At 61.1% G+C, this 17,753-nt stretch carries 16 protein-coding genes and 1 pseudogene; 16 read left to right on the top strand and 1 reads right to left on the bottom strand.

The features are described 5' to 3' along the window. The first annotated feature begins 140 nt into the window (after positions 1-140). From ACTFPK_RS08905 to ACTFPK_RS08860, 10 genes are all read left to right on the top strand, one after another. Positions 141-1,484 (top strand): replication-associated recombination protein A, encoded by a 1,344-nt coding sequence (locus ACTFPK_RS08905; protein ID WP_274733082.1) that lies wholly within the window; start codon positions 141-143, stop codon positions 1,482-1,484. A gap of 111 nt (positions 1,485-1,595) precedes the next feature. Further along, positions 1,596-2,216, top strand: coding sequence for a 30S ribosomal protein S4 (gene rpsD, locus ACTFPK_RS08900; RefSeq protein WP_016442833.1), 621 nt, complete (start codon positions 1,596-1,598; stop codon positions 2,214-2,216). Positions 2,217-2,457: 241 nt separating this feature from the next. Then, entirely contained in the window at positions 2,458-5,139 is a 2,682-nt protein-coding gene (alaS, locus tag ACTFPK_RS08895) for an alanine--tRNA ligase (RefSeq protein ID WP_274733085.1), read from the top strand. Further along, positions 5,139-5,618, top strand: a complete 480-nt coding sequence (gene ruvX / locus ACTFPK_RS08890; protein ID WP_126134484.1) for a Holliday junction resolvase RuvX — start codon at positions 5,139-5,141, stop codon at positions 5,616-5,618. Before alaS ends, ruvX begins: the two co-directional genes overlap by 1 nt. Beyond that, the gene (gene mltG, locus ACTFPK_RS08885) at positions 5,611-6,942 is read left to right on the top strand and encodes an endolytic transglycosylase MltG (protein ID WP_274733088.1); all 1,332 of its coding nucleotides are present in this window, start codon (positions 5,611-5,613) and stop codon (positions 6,940-6,942) included. Before ruvX ends, mltG begins: the two co-directional genes overlap by 8 nt. Positions 6,943-7,097: 155 nt before the next feature. Beyond that, positions 7,098-7,727 (top strand): prepilin peptidase, encoded by a 630-nt coding sequence (locus ACTFPK_RS08880; RefSeq protein ID WP_274733090.1) that lies wholly within the window; start codon positions 7,098-7,100, stop codon positions 7,725-7,727. Between the two features lie 129 nt (positions 7,728-7,856). Further along, the gene (gene aroC, locus ACTFPK_RS08875) at positions 7,857-9,068 is read left to right on the top strand and encodes a chorismate synthase (protein ID WP_274733129.1); all 1,212 of its coding nucleotides are present in this window, start codon (positions 7,857-7,859) and stop codon (positions 9,066-9,068) included. Next, positions 9,065-9,589: a shikimate kinase gene (locus tag ACTFPK_RS08870; RefSeq protein WP_126134480.1), complete on the top strand. Its 525-nt coding sequence runs from the start codon at positions 9,065-9,067 to the stop codon at positions 9,587-9,589. Before aroC ends, ACTFPK_RS08870 begins: the two co-directional genes overlap by 4 nt. 120 nt (positions 9,590-9,709) lie before the next feature. Beyond that, positions 9,710-10,273 carry an elongation factor P gene (gene efp / locus ACTFPK_RS08865; protein ID WP_016442826.1) on the top strand — a complete coding sequence of 188 codons (564 nt, stop codon included), beginning with the start codon at positions 9,710-9,712 and terminating at the stop codon, positions 10,271-10,273. Next, positions 10,273-10,878 carry a transcription antitermination protein NusB gene (locus tag ACTFPK_RS08860; protein WP_126134479.1) on the top strand — a complete coding sequence of 202 codons (606 nt, stop codon included), beginning with the start codon at positions 10,273-10,275 and terminating at the stop codon, positions 10,876-10,878. Before efp ends, ACTFPK_RS08860 begins: the two co-directional genes overlap by 1 nt. A 168-nt stretch (positions 10,879-11,046) precedes the next feature. Here the strand turns inward: ACTFPK_RS08860 and ACTFPK_RS08855 are convergent, their stop codons facing one another. Next, on the bottom strand, positions 11,047-11,424 hold the full coding sequence (locus ACTFPK_RS08855) for an RNA-binding S4 domain-containing protein (RefSeq protein WP_087070820.1): 378 nt from the start codon (positions 11,422-11,424) through the stop codon (positions 11,047-11,049). Between the two features lie 173 nt (positions 11,425-11,597). On the opposite strand from ACTFPK_RS08855, the gene mihF reads away from it, so the two are divergent. From mihF to ACTFPK_RS08825, 6 genes and pseudogenes are all read left to right on the top strand, one after another. After that, a complete protein-coding gene (gene mihF, locus ACTFPK_RS08850) occupies positions 11,598-11,972 on the top strand; it encodes an integration host factor, actinobacterial type (RefSeq protein WP_431732203.1) in 375 nt (124 codons plus the stop codon). Positions 11,973-12,067: 95 nt separating this feature from the next. Beyond that, a complete protein-coding gene (gene gmk / locus ACTFPK_RS08845; protein ID WP_274733096.1) occupies positions 12,068-12,637 on the top strand; it encodes a guanylate kinase in 570 nt (189 codons plus the stop codon). A 66-nt stretch (positions 12,638-12,703) separates the two neighbouring features. After that, positions 12,704-12,952: pseudogene (gene rpoZ, locus ACTFPK_RS08840) on the top strand (DNA-directed RNA polymerase subunit omega); the annotation flags it as partial. Beyond that, complete coding sequence (gene coaBC, locus ACTFPK_RS08835; protein WP_274733098.1) at positions 12,952-14,235, top strand: bifunctional phosphopantothenoylcysteine decarboxylase/phosphopantothenate--cysteine ligase CoaBC; 1,284 nt, start codon at positions 12,952-12,954, stop codon at positions 14,233-14,235. The pseudogene rpoZ and the gene coaBC, both read left to right, overlap by 1 nt. 75 nt (positions 14,236-14,310) lie before the next feature. After that, positions 14,311-15,510, top strand: a complete 1,200-nt coding sequence (metK, locus tag ACTFPK_RS08830) for a methionine adenosyltransferase (protein ID WP_126134475.1) — start codon at positions 14,311-14,313, stop codon at positions 15,508-15,510. Between the two features lie 66 nt (positions 15,511-15,576). Further along, entirely contained in the window at positions 15,577-17,751 is a 2,175-nt protein-coding gene (locus tag ACTFPK_RS08825) for a hypothetical protein (protein ID WP_274733101.1), read from the top strand. The last annotated feature ends 2 nt before the right edge of the window (positions 17,752-17,753 follow it).

Raw genomic sequence — 17,753 nt, 5'->3', positions numbered from 1 at the left:
CTCTGTCATGCTCCTATTATCGCTCATTTTCCCGAAAAGTAGCGGTTTTTAAGCCATCTTTGAACGCTGGAGCTGGAGCTTTTGCGGTAGGCGTCCATAGCGGAGCGTGAGCCTGCGTGCCGAGCCCGTAAACTGGGAGGGTGGATCTCTTTGAAAGCAGCCAAGTTGATGCTCGCGGGGTGCCCGATTCCGACACCGGCCCGCTGGCGGTGCGCATGCGCCCGCGCACGGCCGCCGAGGTGGTCGGTCAGGATGAGGTGCTCGCCCGCGGCGCACCCTTGCGCCGCCTCATCGACGCGGAGGCCGGGTCTGCGCCGTCGTCCGTATTTTTATGGGGACCGCCGGGGGTTGGGAAAACAACTCTCGCGTATCTTATTGCTCGCTCTGGGCACCGCGATTTTATTGAGCTATCCGCGGTGAGCGCCGGGGTGAAAGACGTGCGGGCCGCGGTGGAAAGTGCCCGGCGCAAGCTGGTGAGCAACGGTACCGAAACCGTGCTTTTTATTGATGAGGTGCATCGCTTCTCGAAAACGCAGCAGGATGCGCTGCTACCGGCCGTGGAAAACGGGTGGGTGATTCTGGTGGCCGCGACCACCGAAAATCCGGCCTTTTCCGTGGTGGCACCGCTGCTTTCGCGCTCGCTTCTCGTCACGCTGCGCGGTTTGAACGACGCCGATATCCGCGCCATCATCAACCGGGCCCTCACCAGTGAGCGCGGGCTGGGCGGGGCATATACTCTCGACGACGATGCGGAATACAATCTGGTGCGACTGGCCGGAGCGGACGGGCGGCGCAGCCTCACCCTCCTGGAAGCCGCGGTGGACGGGGCCCGTGCTCGCGGGGAACACCGGGTGAGCGTGGAGGATGTGGCCCGCGCCGCCGATGGCGCCACCGTGCGCTACGACCGCGATGGCGATGAACACTACCAGGTGATTTCCGCTTTTATTAAGTCGATCCGCGGTTCGGATGCGGACGCGGCTATGCACTATCTTGCACGCATGCTAGAAGCGGGGGAGGACCCGCGGTTCATCGCGCGCCGTCTCATGATTTCCGCCGCCGAGGATGTGGGGATGGCCGATCCTTCCGCGCTGCAAACCGCTACCGCGGCGGCGCAGGCCGTCGCCCTGGTGGGTATGCCCGAGGCACGGATTATCCTCGCGGAAGCCGTGGTCCACCTGGCCACCGCACCGAAATCAAACCGGGCCTACCGCGCTATCAACGCTGCCATTGCCGATGTGCGGGCCGGGAAAAGCGCCCCGGTGCCCCTCGCGCTGCGCAATGCCTCGTTCAAAGGTGCCGCTGCCCAAGGCTACGGGGAAGGATACCGGTACGCTCACGACTACGAGGAAGGGATTGCCCCCATGCAATTTATGCCGGAGGGCTTGGAAGGCACTCGCTATTACGAACCCACCACCCGCGGCTACGAGGCGAATATCACCCCGAGGTTGGCGCATAACCGCGAGGTGCTCGACCGAGAGAACTGATACACTAGTTCGGTTGCTTTGCGAGAAGTAACACCTGGGGTCTTAGCCGATTGTGTTGGCCCCGAACCGGCGCCGCCCGGCGCTGGAACGTACATCTACAGGAGATTATCAATGGCAGGAAATCGTTCTCGTAAGGCCGTGCGTCAGTCGCGCGCCCTGGGCATCGCCCTCACCCCGAAGGCCGAGCGCTATATGCAGCGCCGCCCCTACCGTCCCGGTGAGCATGGCCGCGGCCGCACCAAGGATTCCGACTACTCGGTCCGTCTCAAGGAAAAGCAGCGCCTGCGCGCCCAGTACGGCATCCGCGAAGCGCAGATGCGCCGCGTCTGGGAAGAAGCGCGCCGCCAGGATGGTCTGGCCGGTGAAAACCTCGTCGAGCTGCTGGAAATGCGCCTGGATGCCCTGGTGCTGCGCGCAGGTTTCGCGCGTACCATCGCCCAGGCTCGTCAGGTTGTGGGCCACTCTCACGTCATGGTAGACGGCAAGATCGTCAACCTCCCGTCCTACCGCGTGACCCCGGGCCAGGTGGTGCAGGTCAAGCCGAAGTCGCAGGCTTCCCCGCAGTTCCTCGTGGCAGCGCAGGGCGCGCACCGCGATGTGCTCCCCGCGGTTCCCGAATATCTCGATGTTGACCTGGAGAAGCTGAAGTTCACCCTGGTGCGCCGCCCGCGCCGCGTGGAAGTTCCGGTCCAGGCTGACGTCCAGATGATCGTCGAATACTACTCCCGCTAAAGATGTGGGACTTGAGGAAGGGTGCACCCGGAAAGGTGTGCCCTTTCTTTGTTTCATAGTTTTTTTGATAGCTATGTGAGAGCGATGCCCGCCGCTGCTTATAGTGCCCCCGCGAGCAGCTGCGGCGTCGTCGTAAAAAATAAGCCACTCCCGCCTGTGCCTCGAAAATACCGGGCGGGAGAGCCTGTACCATAGGTGCGTGGTCGGAACGGCCACATAAGCCATAAGGAGACAAATACGTATGCGCACCGCTGAGATTCGCCGGCGCTGGCTGGATTACTTCGCGAAGCACGACCATCATATTGAGCCGTCCGTGCCCCTCGTGTCGCCCGATCCCTCCATTTTGTTCACGATTGCCGGCATGGTTCCCTTCATTCCTTATATCGTGGGAACTCAGCGAGCTCCGTGGCCGAGGGTAGCCTCGGTACAGAAGTGCATCCGTACGAACGACATCGATAACGTTGGCAAAACCACGCGGCACGGTACGTTCTTCCAGATGTGCGGCAATTTCTCCTTCGGGGACTACTTCAAGGAAGGCGCTATCGACCTGGCCTTCGGGCTGCTGTGCGCGCCGCTGGAAGAGGGCGGCTACGGCCTAGATATCGAGCGGATGTGGGTGACCATCTGGGAAGAAGATGAAGTCTCCTTCGCGAAGCTCGTTGAGGTAGGCGTGAATCCGGCCCATATCGTCAAGCTGACCCGGGAAGAAATTTTCTGGTCCACGGGCCAGCCTGGACCGGCCGGACCCTGCGCGGAAATTCATTATGACCGCGGGCCCGAATACGGCCCGGATGCGGTGGGCGGAACCGTGGACCCGGGCGGGGACCGCTACCTGGAAGTGTGGAACCTCGTTTTCGACCAGTATCGGCGCGGAGAAGGCTCCGGCAGTGACTACCCGCTGCTCGGGGAGCTGGACCAAACCGCCATCGATACCGGTGCGGGCCTGGAGCGTATCGCCTTCCTGCTCCAGGGCAAAAATAATATGTACGAAACCGATGAAGTGTGGCCGGTTATCGCCCGCACCCAGGAACTCACCGGGCGTACCTACGGCGCGAACGAAGAAGACGATGTTCGCATGCGCGTTATCGCTGACCACGTGCGCTCGGCCATGATGCTTATTAACGACGGCGTGCGCCCGGGCAACGACGGACGCGGCTACGTACTGCGCCGGCTTATGCGGCGCGCCATTCGTTCGGTCCGCTTGCTCGGGGTGGATGCCGCGGTCCTCGGTGACCTGGTGGAAACCTCGAAGAATGCCATGAAGGAGTCCTACCCCGATCTGGAGGCGAACTTCGGGCAGATTCACCAGGTGGCGGTGGAAGAAGAAGCCGCTTTCCGGCGCACCCTGGCTACCGGTGAACAGATTTTCGCGGCGGCCGTGGACTCTGCGACAAACGCGCCCCATGCCGGCAAGGTCATTATTCCCGGATCGGCCGCTTTCACGCTGCATGATACTTACGGGTTCCCCATTGACCTCACGCTCGAAATGGCGGCTGAGAAGGGCGTGGCCGTGGACGAAAAGGGCTTCCGGGCCCTCATGACCGAGCAGCGCGAGCGGGCGCGCGCCGATGCCCAGGCAAAGAAAACCGGGCATGTGGACGCGCACGTGTACCACGAGATTCTCGACGCGCAGGGTGGGCCCACCTCGTTCCTCGGATACTTTGAAAAGGCCGCGGAAGCGCGCGTGGTGGCGATCCTTGAAAACGGGGTACCGGTACCTGCGGTCACGGCTCCCTCCGATGCTGATGTTATTTTGGACAAGACCCCGTTCTACGCCGAAATGGGTGGGCAGCTTGCCGATCACGGCACCATCAGCGTAGCCGGGGGCGGTATGTTCGACGTCGTAGACGTGCAGGCACCCGTCAAGGGCTTGCATGTGCATCGCGGCTCGCTGACCGAAGGGACCATCGCGGTGGGCGATATTGTCCACGCGCAGATCGATACCCTACGCCGCCATCGGATTGCCCAGGCGCATACCGCTACCCATATGATTCATAAGGTGCTCCACGAGTTTATTGGTGAGCAGGCCACCCAGGCGGGCTCCGAAGATGCCCCCTCGCGGCTGCGTTTCGATTTCCGCCACGGCTCGCAAATCCCGGTGGACGTGATGACGCAGATTGAGGCGCGCGCCAATGAACGCCTCCAGGACAACCTGGAAGTTACGTGGGCGGAATACCCGATTGAAGAAGCCAAGAAACTCGGGGCGCAGATGCTCTTCGGGGAGAAATACGGCGATATCGTGCGGGTGGTTTCCATTGACGATGCCTGGTCGCGGGAATTCTGCGCCGGCACCCACGTGGCGAATACCGGTGAAATCGGGATGATTACCGTCCTGGGTGAATCCTCCATCGGTTCGGGGGTGCGCCGTATTGATGCGCTCGTGGGCGAAAGCGCCTACGCGCAAGGGGCGCGTGAACGCGCGCTGGTTTCGCAGCTCACCGCGATGATGGGGGTACGCCCGGAGGAGCTTCCCGAGCGCATCGACACGATGCTCGGCAAGCTCAAGGCGGCTGAAAAACAAATCGCGGCGCTGCGCCAGAAAGATATTGTGGGGCAGGTTGACACGGTTATTTCGCAGGGCGTGCACCTGGGCGATCGCACGCTCTACCGTGCCCACCTCGGCGTGGTGGAGAGTGCGGATGACCTGCGCGTGCTCGCCACGGAGATCCGCGGGCGGCTGGCACCGTCCGATGATTTCGTCATCATTATTACCGGAGTTAGCAACGGGCGTCCCCTTATTGTGGTGGCAGCTTCCGAGGCGGCGCGTACGGCCGGTCTGAAGGCCGGGGCGCTGGTTTCGCGTGCGGCGAAGATCCTGGGCGGGGGCGGCGGCGGTAAGCCGGATCTCGCGCAGGGCGGCGGTTCGGATGTGACGAAGCTGGATGAAGCCCTCGCGGTTCTGGAAGCGGAGCTGCGCGGCTAATGCGGCGAGGCGTGCGGATCGGAGTGGACGTAGGGCGGGCGCGTACCGGCGTGGCCAGTTGCGATAGCGACGGCATCCTCGCCACTCCGGTCGCCACGCTCCGGGCGAACGGCACGGACGTGAGTGAAGTTGCTCGCGAGGTGCGCGAGCGCGGCGCCATTGAAGTCATCGTGGGTTTGCCGCGCAATATGGATGGGAGTGAAGGCTCCTCCGCTAAGTATTCACGCAGGTGGGCGCGGCGTTTAGCCCGGCGTATCGCTCCGGTTCCGGTACGTTTATTCGACGAGCGGCTCTCCACGGTGGCCGCCCATGCCCAATTGCACGAGGCCGGGCGCAGCTCGCGGAGCCACCGCGCCGTTGTTGACCAGGTCGCGGCGACCGTTATTCTTAATAATGCGTTGGAAGCAGAGAGGCTCACCGGCGCACCGGCCGGCGAACTCGTGGCGGCGAGTACCGAAGCGAAAGGCGATAATGAGTGACGTTTTTGACCGCTTGAGTGCGGACGACGCCGATACCCCGCGCCGTCGCCAATCGGGCGCGCGGCGAAGCTCTCACGGGGCGGGTGTGCCGCGGGGCGGTGCACGTGGAAGCCAGCCGCACGGGCGCGGTGCCCAGGGGCGCGGGAGTTCCGGGCGGATGCCGGCGGGGCGTAACTCATCGGGCCGAAATTCGGAAGGCCGCAATGCCGCGGAGGCGAGGCGTCGGGCGGCCGCGCGGCGTACGGAGCGGGCCCGGCTGCGGCGCCGCAAGAGGATTACCACCGGGATCATTACCGTTCTTCTTGTTACCGCGCTCACCGCGGCGGCTGTTATTTTCTTCCCGCGCTTGCTGCACAGCTCCGATACCGTGCGCGACTACAGCGGAGAAGGAACCGGCCAGGTGGTGGTGCGGATTCCGGAAGGGGCTACCGGGCGGCAGATCGCAGCGGTACTCGCCGAGAAAAATATTGTTGCCACCGAAGGCGCATTTATCGATGTCTTTTCCCGTGATCCGCGCTCCACGGGCATCCAGGCCGGGGCGTATACGCTGCGCGAGCAGATGTCCGCTTCCGCGGCTCTTTCCGCCCTGCTGGATCCGGCTAATGCCGCCACGATTAAAGTGACGATTCCCGAAGGCTTTACCAAATGGCAGGTGCGTGACCGGCTCGGCAATCTTATGGACATCGACGTCGGGGTGGTTGAAGATGCGATGAACGACGCCGCAGCTATCGGCCTGCCCGCGGAAGCTGGCGGGAATGCGGAAGGTTGGCTGGCGCCCGCCACCTACGATTTTGATCCGAATACCACGGTGACCGAGGCGCTCCAGCAGATGGTGGAAGTCCAGGTTGGGCGCCTAGAAGCCAGCGGGGCGGAGCGGAGCCGGTGGCAAGCAGTGCTCACCACCGCTTCTATCGTGGAACGCGAAGGGCATCCGGCCGATTACCCGAAGGTCGCCCGAGTCATTGAGAACCGGCTCGGGGATAATGCGCCGGAAGTAGCCGGGCGCCTGCAGATGGACTCCACTGTGCTCTACGGGGTAGGCAAATCCGGCGGGGTGCCCACGCGGGCGGAATTGGACGCGGATAATCCGTATAACACCTACCGGGTCAAGGGCCTACCGCCCACCGCTATCGGGGCGCCCGGGGTACAAGCCATTGAAGCGGCTGTCAATCCGGCGGAAGGCAATTGGCTCTATTTCACCACCGTTAATCTGGAAACCGGGGAAACGAAGTTCACGGCCGATTACGAGGAGCAGATGCGTTTCCAGGCTGAGTTCCGCGAATGGTACGCCGCTCACCCGGACGGAGAGAAAAAGGACCACTAGCGTAGCTGCGCATAGGTACGACGGCGCAGCGCGAATCTGGCACGTATCGATGCGGCGGTGCCGGAGTTTATCCCCAGGTTGCTCGCGCGGCCCTGCTATCCACAGGGTGCAGGCGTGGCATCGCCCCGATACGTGGGCATCCGTAATCTGAGCGCATGAACTTCTTTTCCCGTGAACGTATCCTGCGCGGCGCTCTCAGCCCGGCGGTAGCGGTGTTGCTCGTCGTGGGTGTGAGCCTGTGCTGGGCGGGGTTGGGGTGGTCACGTTCGGTGGGTGCACTTGGGGGCGGTAGCCCTGTTGTTGATACGGGTGCCGGTAATTCTGCCGGGGTGTTCCCGGGCGCCGGAGCGCTGCTGGGTGCCGGTATGCTCGCGCTCCTTTGCGAGGCGGTAAGCGGGGCATGCCTGGCTCTTGCCGCGGTCGTGGACTCGCGGGTGCAACTCCTTCCTGATCCGCTGCTGGCGGCGGCTGGGGGAGCTGCGCTTACGGGCATCGCGCTGCGCGGGCAGTGGGAGGATAGTGCTATTGGAGCCGTGGCTGGCCTCGGCGGTTACGTGGTGCATCGTTTTGCCCAGCTCGGATGGGGTGATGTCAAAATGCTCATCGTGCTGGGGTGGTGGACGGGGCCGCGCCTTGGGCTCGGCCTGCTTATGAGCCTCGTGGGCGCGGGTATATTTGCCGCGGTGCGGGTGCTGAGCGCCCGGCTCACCGTGGATGATTCCATTCCGCTCGGGCCGTGGCTCATGGGCGGTGGCGCCCTCGCGTGGCTGGCCGGGCTAGGATAGGGAGGCGCCCGCATCCCGGCACTTCCGGGCCATGGCGGGTGAACCGGGATCCGTGAGCTCTGTGCTAACAGCACGGGTGGCCGGGATACGTAACGGGACTTATGAACGTAGGAATGGGGAATGACGCGCATGATTCGGTGGTCAACAGCGGGGGAATCCCACGGAGCAGCCCTCGTGGCGCTTATTGAGGGAATTCCAGCGGGCCTGAGCCTGAGTTCGGATACCATTCGGGATCAATTGGCCCGCCGCCGGCTCGGCTATGGGCGCGGTGCCCGCCAGAAATTCGAACAGGATAAGCTTCACGTCCTCACCGGATTACGGCACGGATCCACCCTCGGTTCACCCATCGCGCTCGTTATTGAGAATTCCGAATGGCCCAAATGGGAAGCGGTCATGTCCGTTGATCCGGTTCCACCCGAAGCACTGCTGCGTGATGCCGGGAGGGGAGATAACCAAGAACTTGCCCGGAATAAACGCCTCACCGCGCCCCGGCCCGGGCATGCCGATCTCACCGGCATGAATAAGTACGACCACAGCGATGCTCGAAACGTCCTCGAACGCGCTTCGGCTCGGGAAACTGCGGCCCGGGTGGCGCTGGGCGCTATCGCGCGCGAGTACGCGAGCCAAAGCGCTGGAATCACCATCGTTTCCCGCGTGGTGGCTCTCGGTGGCGTGAGTGATACCTCAAAGACTGTTCCCGGGCCGGCCGATGCCGCAGCTCTTGATGCCTCGCCGGTGCGCTGTCTGGATGAGGCCGTGGCCCAGGCCATGATGGAAGAAGTTGATCGGGCGAAGAACGCGGGGGACACCCTGGGCGGCGTCGTCGAAGTTCTTGCCTACGGCGTGCCGCAAGGACTGGGCAGTTACGCAACACCTTACGGGAGGCTCGATGCGGAACTGGCCCGCGCCATGATGTCCATTCAAGCGGTAAAAGGCGTGGAAATCGGAGATGGATTCACCACCGCTGGCCGGCCCGGCAGCCAGGCTCATGATGAGATCGTCCGCACCGCAGCAGGGGTGCGGCGTCTAACCAACCGGGCGGGTGGAATCGAAGGCGGCATGTCCAATGGCGAAACGATCCGAGTGCGTGTGGCTTTCAAACCGATTTCCACGGTACCGAGGGCCCTGCGCACCATCGATACTGAAACCGGGGAAGCCACAACGGCACTGCACCAGCGCAGCGATGCAAGTGCTGTGGTTCCCGGAGCGGTTATTTGCGAAGCGATGATGGCGCTGGTTCTCGCGGAAGCAATCCAGGATAAATTCGGCGGGGACACCCTCGGTGATACCCGAGCGGCGGTCCGCGCCTACCTGGATCGCATTCCGGAGGAACGCCGATGAGCGTGCGAGCAGTGTTGGTCGGGATGCCTGGGGTGGGCAAATCGACCGTGGGAAAGCTGCTGGCCAAAGATCTGGGCCTTCCCTTTGCCGATTCGGATGCTCTGATCGTGAGCGAAACGGGGCAGAGCATCCCGGAGATTTTCCAGACGGTGGGAGAAGAAGGATTCCGGAGGCTGGAAGCCGATATTATCGCGCGCACCCTCGCGGATTTTGATGGTGTGCTTTCCCTGGGGGGAGGAGCTATTTTGAGTGAAGCCACCCGGCAAGCGTTACGGCACCATCCCGTGGTTCTCATCGAGGCGCGTATGGATATCCTGGTGCGAAGGATTACCGGTTCGCGGACCCGCCGTCCGCTCCTCGAGGATAATCCCGCGCTTCGGTTGCGGGAACTCGATCGGGAGCGCACTCCGCTTTATCGCGATGTGGCAAGCGTGACGGTAACCTCCGATGGGGGTTCCCCACACCGGGTAGTGCGCCGGATTCGCGCGGCTCTGGATGAATGCGGTGATACCGCCAGGTGAAGGCTCCGCCACCCAGTGGATGCACCGCTCAGAAAAAGGTGATGGCACCGTAGCGGCTGCGTCGCAAAGATGAAACTCCCCGTGTAAACTTGGGGAGGACTATTTGTGAAAGGATACCTTGTGGCAACAACCAATGATTTGAAGAATGGCATGGTCCTGGTATTCGACAACCAGCTGTGGCAGGTTGTTGAGTTCCAGCACGTCAAGCCGGGCAAGGGCCCTGCTTTTGTGCGGACTAAGCTGAAGAATGTCCTCTCCGGTAAGACTGTGGATCGCACTCTCAACGCGGGTATCAAGGTCGAAACCGCCACCGTGGACCGCCGCGATATGCAGTACCTCTACCATGATGGTACTGATTTCATCTTTATGGATGAGGATACCTACGAACAGGTTCCGGTCACCGCTGAAGTCATGGGTAATCTGGCGAACTTCCTGCTCGAAAACCAGAAGGCCATTGTTGCTTTCCACGAAGGTAATGTGCTGTTCGTGGAACTCCCCGCTTCGGTGATTCTCGAAGTGACGGAAACCGAACCGGGTCTCCAGGGCGACCGCTCGAATGCGGGCACCAAGCCGGCTACGGTGCAGACCGGGTATGAACTCCAGGTGCCGCTCTTCCTCAATATTGGGGACAAGATTAAGGTTGATACGCGCACCGGTGAATACATTTCCCGGGCGAATGACTAATGGCTAAACAGAAGAAACACCGGTCCACAGGCCGTTCCACCCAGCGTCATCGCGCCTTGGATGTGCTTTTCGAAGCTGATGAAAAGAACATCACGTCGGAAGCGGGTATTCTCGAGCTTCTTGCTGAGCGTCAGCGCGTCTCTACCGCACAGGTTCCTATCGGGGAATTTGGTTCGCAGATTGTGAGGGCTTACGCGCAGCAAATCTCGCAGGTGGATACCCTCATTGAGGCTTCCTCGGAGGATTGGTCACTCGAACGTATGAACGCGGTGGATCGCAGCGCTTTGCGCGGTGCGGTTGCTGAACTCATGTACCTGGGGACTTTCCGCGGTGCCGTCATTGTGGAGTGGACGAACCTCGTACGCGAATTCTCTACGGATCGCTCCGTCGGCTTCGTTATGGGCGTGCTCAATAAGGCTGCCGATATTCGCGAACGTGAGGAAAGTGGCGGCGCACCGATTCTTCAGAACGACGACGCCGCTAACGCGGTGGAATCCGGCGAAGAAAGTAACCTTGTGGAATCTGATGAGGCCGGCCTCATCGCCGCTATCCGCACCGGCCAGCTAGATGATCCCGAAGCTGCCCGGGCCAGCGCGGAAGAATAAGAATTTCTCCCGGCCACCAGTAACTAATGGCGGGTTTCCGTGAAATCAATTCACGGAAACCCGCCATTTTTGTGCTTGGTAGGCAGCTTGTGCTGCTAAGCGAAAGTGATGAATCCCCGCGCCCCCGAAAATTCCCGAGTTCCCGGAAAAGCCCGAGTTTCCGGAGTCTTATCGCCGGCCGTAATTGGAATTGCGGCCGAAAAGGCGGTCGAGTTCGCGCCGTTCTTTCTTCGTGGGGCGGCCGCTGCCAGGATCACGCCGCATGACCGGTAGATAAACTTTCTCCCGCACGGGGGTGAGATCCTCATAATTTTCCCGAGCTAGTGGCGCACTCGTCCGTTTGGTAATAATCCCGGTAACTTTGAGGATTCGATCAAAACCTTCTACCCGGTAGCGCACCACATCACCAACACGGACCTTCGCGGCGGGCTTGACCGGTTCATCATTGATGCGCACGTGGCCCGCCTTGCATTCGGACGTAGCCAAGGAACGAGTTTTGCACTGCCGCACGCTCCATAGCCAGACGTCAATCCGAGTTGTTTCCATAGGTCTAGCCTACTCGGATGCCGCTACCCGTCGCGAACTTCGTCACAAGCCGCGGCGCTGACCTGCCGCGATGGTTTTATAAAAAAACAAGGGCGCGGCTCCTTATATTATTTACGGCTTTTTCGCTCTACGCTACTAACAAGACAGAGAAGTTTCGTAGCGTCAGCGTCGTTATGACTGATGTTGACGGAATTGTTATGAGCACCAGGGCATATCTGATGCGCAAGAAAGGGGACACTGTGGAGGTACCACCACTTACTCCGGAGCAGCGTCTCGCCGCTTTGGATAAGGCCGCCGAAACACGGCGGCGCCGCGCGGAACTTTTGCAGCAACTGAAATCCGGACAGCTGCACCTTTCGGAGGTTTTGGCGCAGCGCGATGACCCGGTAATCGCACGCACCCGTGCCAGCGTGCTACTGCGGGCACTTCCCGGTATCGGTGAAGCCAAGGCCGCGCGGGCAATGGCTGATATCGGAATCGCTCCCTCCCGGCGCGTACGCGGACTGGGTGTGCATCAGACCGCGGCCCTTATCGCACTTTTCGGTTAAAGGCCCGCCTGAGGTAAGCACCAATTGTTCGCGAGGCACGGCGAGGATTTTCGGGATCGAAAATCCTGTCGTAGGGCTGTGGCACAATAAATGTCATGACACCTCAGGATCATCGTCGTATTTGCGTGCTTGCCGGCCCCTCCGGGGTGGGAAAGGGAACCGTGGTTGCGCAGTTGCTCGCGCAGGAGCCGCGCATATGGCTGTCCATTTCTGCCACTACGCGCGCACCTCGCCCAGGGGAGCGGGAAGGGGAATCCTACTTCTTCGTGGATGATGAGCATTTCGATCACCTCGTCGAAAGCGGGGAGATGCTCGAGTGGGCCATAGTGCACGGGAAACACCGTTACGGAACCCCGCGCCAGCCCGTGCTAGAAGCATACGCAGCGGGAAAAATTCCGCTTCTTGAAATCGATCTGGCAGGGGCGCGCCAGGTTCGCCAGTCACTGCCCGAAGCTTTCCAGATCTTTCTAGCCCCGCCGTCGTTCCAAGAACTTGAAGCGCGGTTGCGCGGGCGCGGTACTGAAACAGAAGAGGCCATCGAACGGCGCCTGGAGACCGCGCGAGGTGAATTAGCCGCCCAGGCGGAGTTTGACGCCGTCGTCGTTAATGACACCGTGGCACGTGCCACCGGCGAAATTCTCGACCTCATCGCCCCGAAGCGTTAGAATAAAAGGCCGAAGCTTCACGGTGGTGCCCATGTGCGGTACCGCGTTTATCCAGAAGGGAACTACATGTTCGGAACTGTTCCGGAACCCGAAGGTATTACCAACCCGCCCATTGACGATCTTCTCGCAAAGATTGATTCGAAGTACGCACTGTGCGTGCTTTCAGCGGATCGTGCGCGTCAAATCAACTCCTACAAGCAGGAAATGGCGCGTGGTGACGGCAATATCGAGCATTACGGTGCGCTTGTCTCGGCGGAACCGGAAGAAAAGCCCCTGTCCATCGCGCTGCGTGAAATCGCCGAGGACAAGCTCGAATGGCAGCTGGACGAAAAGTAGAACACGCGCCGCGCGTCGTTATCGGCGTAACCGGAGGTATCGCCGCCTATAAGGCGGCCTACCTCGTCCGGCTCTTCGTGAAAGCCGGTGCGGATGTGCACGTTATCCCTACCCCGGCTGCCCTGGAGATGGTCGGGGCCACCACGTGGGAAGCCTTGACGCATCATCCCGTTCTTGTGCGAACCAGTGAACACGCTGATGAAGTCGCGCACGTTCGCCTTGGAAAAGAAGCCGACTTGGTTGTGGTCGCGCCGGCAACTGCGAATACTATCGCGAAGGCGCGTGTGGGAATAGCCGATAACCTTCTTCTCAATACCCTGTTGGTGGCCCAGTGCCCGGTGGTGATGGCACCGGCGATGCACACCCAAATGTGGGAGCATCCGGCTACTCAAGAAAATATTGCGGTGCTGCAGGCCCGCGGGGTTCATATTATTCCACCCGCTAGCGGGCAACTCACCGGGGCGGATTCCGGGCCGGGCCGGCTGCCGGAACCGGAAGATATCTTCGCGCAATCCTGGGAGATCCTCACCGGCGAACACCCGGATGCACGGGCGGAGCAGCACAGTGCGGAACAGAGTACGCTGCGCGGTCGGACTATCCTTGTCACAGCGGGAGGCACCCACGAAGCCCTCGATCCGGTGCGTTTTATCGGCAACCGTTCTTCGGGGCGTTTTGGACTGGAAATTGCTCGTGCTTTGCTCGAGCGCGGCGCGCGGGTAACGGTGCTGGCGGCTCATGTAGCCCGCGATATCACCGCACTTGCTCCGGGGGCTGAGATTGTTCCGGTCAGTTCGGCGCGCGATCTTCACCAAGCAGTTCTTGCCCGAGTGAAGAATGTAGACGGCGTAGTTATGAGCGCAGCGGTTGCTGATTTTCGCCCGGCCGAACCCGCCGCAAGCAAACAGAAAAAAGACGGTAGCGGCAAACGCGTCGTCGAACTGGTAGAAAATCCGGATATTTTGGCTGATATTTCCCACCGGCGCCGCCGGTCGGGGCAGCTCATCGTGGGTTTCGCCGCGGAAACCGGCGACGCGAATGGAAGCGTCTTGGATTACGGACGCGAAAAAGCGCGGCGCAAAGGCGCTGATTTACTTGTGATCAATCGCGTAGGGGAGAAAACAGGATTTGGCGAGGTACCCACTGAGATCACCGTGGTTACCCCCGCAGGTGAGATCATTGCGAGCGGCGCGGGCAGCAAAGCTCAGATGGCTGGTATTATTGCGGGCCTTATAGCCGATCATTTCACCACCGAGCGCGTATAGAATAAGGTTTGCCTTACCTGGCAGCCGCTGATGACTAATAGTGACTAAGTAGTTTTAATTAAGCGAGGGGATACGATGCATTACCGGCAACCGTTCACGTCCGAATCGGTCACGGAAGGACACCCCGACAAGGTGTGTGACCTTATTTCCGACTCCATTCTTGACGCTCTGCTCGCGTCGGATGAGAATTCTCGCGTTGCCGTGGAAACGATGGTGACGACCGGGCTGGTGCACGTGGCCGGTGAAGTGACCACGGATGCCTACGCGGATATCGCTCATATTATCCGCACTGTTGTGACCGGGATCGGTTACAACTCCTCGCAAGTCGGCTTTGATGGAAACTCCTGCGGCGTAACCATCTCCATCGATGAACAAAGTCCGGATATTGCCGCCGGTGTTAATACCTCGCTGGAACGGCGGGAAAGCAGCGAAGTCGAATACGATCATTTCGACCAGCAGGGGGCCGGGGATCAGGGGCTCATGTTCGGTTATGCCTGCAATGAGACTAAAACACTTATGCCCGCTCCCATCCTGCTTGCCCACCGCTTCGCAGAACGCCTCGCCCTGGTTCGCCGTGAAGGTGTCGTTCCCGGACTGCGCCCCGATGGTAAAACTCAGGTCACTATTGACTATGAAGGTGCGCGGCCCGTGGCCCTCAATACCGTGGTGATCTCCAGCCAGCACGACGAAAATGTGCAACGCGAGTGGTTAACGGAAACGCTGCGTGACCACGTGGTTGCGCCCGTTCTCGAAGAAGAAAATATCGCCATCGATACCGATAAATTCTCGCTTCTCGTTAATCCCTCGGGGCGTTTCGTGGTGGGAGGACCGATGGGCGACGCCGGGGTGACCGGCCGGAAAATCATCGTGGACACCTACGGCGGGATGGCACGCCACGGCGGCGGGGCTTTCTCTGGAAAAGACGCGTCCAAGGTAGATCGCAGCGCGGCCTACGCGGCGCGCTGGGCGGCCAAGAATGTGGTTGCGGCCGGGCTTGCTTCCCGGTGCGAACTCCAGCTGGCTTACGCTATTGGGCGTGCCCATCCGGTATCCGTGCGCCTGGATACCTTCGGGACGGAAACAGAAGAACTGGGGCGTATCGAAAACGCTGTTCAGAAGGTTTTCGATTTCCGCCCCGCGGCGATTATTGACGCTTTGGAACTCAAGCGTCCAATTTTCGCGAAGACGGCTTCCTACGGTCACTTCGGGCGGGAACTCCCCGAATTCACCTGGGAGAAAACAGACCGGGTTGAAGAACTCCTCCGCGCTATCTAGAGCTATCTAGAGCCCGAAGTTTGACGCCGGATTTTTCTGTCGTAGGGCCGGGATATCCTAGGTTGCATGGAGAGCACACTCTTTGATTTCGATGCCCTCCCCCTCGTGGGGGAGCAAGGCGCCCTTCTTGAGGCGCGCCCGGCACGCACCCGCGTGCGCTCCAAGGTACCTAATCCCGTTGCGCATGTTCAGGTGCTCCACTCCCAGCCTCATATGGACCGGGTATTTGACTACCTTGTCCCCGAAAAATTCGCGGATAGTGCCCGGGTGGGAACCCGGGTCGTGGTAGATCTCGGTGCGCAGCGGGTAGGCGGATTTATCGTTGCTCGGGATAGTGTTACGGAAGGCAGCGGGCGGCTGCGCCCCCTGTATCGGGTGGTCTCGGAATACCCGGTGCTCACTGCGTCGGTGTATGCGGTTGCCCGTACTCTTGCCGATAAGTATGCCGGAACAGTAGCTGATATATTGCGGACCGCTATCCCGGAACGGCATGCGCGGGCCGCTAAGGAATTCTTGGCCACTACCCAAGAAACCATCCCCTTGGCAAGCTCGCACGCGGCTCCTGAACCGGGCCCCTGGGAAGCCTATCGGGGTGGACCAGAATTCCTTGCGGCGCTAGGGGAAGGGAAAGCCGTGCGGGCCTGCATGGCTGCCCTCCCCGGGCCCGCCGGGGGAGTAGAAGTTTTGATTCGGGCCGTGCAGGCAGTGCGGCACGCCGGGCGCAGCGTCCTCCTGGTTGTTCCCACTACCCGGGCCGCCAGAGCACTGCAGGATACCCTTGCATCCCGCGTAGGGGAAACCCCCACTCTCATGGTGTCCGAAGAAGCACACGAAAAACGCTACCGTGCTTTTTTGGCGGTGCTATCGGGGCAATCACGCATTGTGGTAGGTACCCGCGGAGCGGCCTGGGCGCCGCTCACAGATCTTGGGCTGGCAGTCATCATGGATGATGCCGCCTCAACCTTGCGTGATATTCGCGCACCGTATCTGGCAACACGTGACGTACTACTGGAGCGTGTTCGGCGTGAAGAGGCTGCGTTTCTAGCTTTCTCCCCTTACGTGAGTGAAGAATGTGCCCAGCTGCTTTCCGAACACCGCATCAGCCTATTGGACGGCACCGCGGCCGCTCGCCGCGCCGCGCTTCCGCATATTTCAGGTCCCCACCAGTGGCCCGGGGGAGAAGCCGATCACTTGCGCTTACCTCAACCTGCATTCCCTATTCTGCGGCGCGCCCTGGAAAATGGGCCGGTTCTTATCCTCGTGCCGCGGAGCGGGTATATTCCGGTGCTGTGCTGTACCTACTGCGGGGAGCGTGCGCTGTGCACAATCTGCGGAGGTAACCTGGCTCAGCGTACCTCACGTGAACCACTGCGCTGTCAGCGATGCGGAGTGCGAGTGCAGCCCTGGCGATGTCCGCACTGCCACAACGGGAAGCTGCGCGCTGTTCGAATCGGTTCTGCACGTACCGCGGAGGAAATCGGGCGGGCTTTTCCCGGTGTTGGCATTATTCTTTCCGGATCACACTCTCCGGAGGGAATTATTGGGCGAGTCTCCCCGCGCCCACGCATCGTGGTGGCAACACCGGGTGCGGAACCGGAGGCTGAAGGCGGATTCGCCGCTGCATTGGTATTGGATGCACGCTACCTCCTCGGAGAAGGGCTCGGTGCTGAAACACGTTTTATTCGGGTGCTCGCGCGGGTTGCGGCCCGGGTCCGTTCAGCCGGAGAAGGCGGCCATATGCTGGTGGCCGGGGGAGCACCTCCTGCACTTCTCAATCGGCTAGCGCAATGGGAGCTGGGTGAATATGCCGCTGAATTACTCGAACAGCGGGCCGAATTGAAGTTGCCTCCCACTGCTTCCTGGGTGGCTATCTCCGGAGCCAGCGGGGATGTGCGAACGTACCTGGCCATGTTGCGCGCGGCCCTCTATCGCGGCGTAAGAGAGGAAGAGTCCCATCTCTTTACCCAGTTTTCACGTGAGGCCGGTTCCAAGAAATGGCCGCCGGAGAATGAGAAAGAAACAGAAGCAGACCTGCTGGCCGGCGGAGCCTTTGAGCTAGCGTCCGGGATCGTGCTGCTCGGCCCGGTGCCGGGGGCACGCCCGGGAGAAATCACCGTCTATGCACGGGCGGAACTCTCGCGGGGTATGACCCTCACCCGTCAGACGCGGAAAACTTACGGTGCCTACTCTGCCCAGCGGCTGGGTGGCTCATTGCGTTTACAGGTTAACCCACCCCTATAAGC

The sequence above is a fragment of the Actinotignum sp. UMB0459 genome, assembly GCF_051905915.1.
Lineage (GTDB): Bacteria > Actinomycetota > Actinomycetes > Actinomycetales > Actinomycetaceae > Actinotignum > Actinotignum sanguinis.
This window is presented reverse-complemented; position numbering and strand designations above follow the sequence as displayed.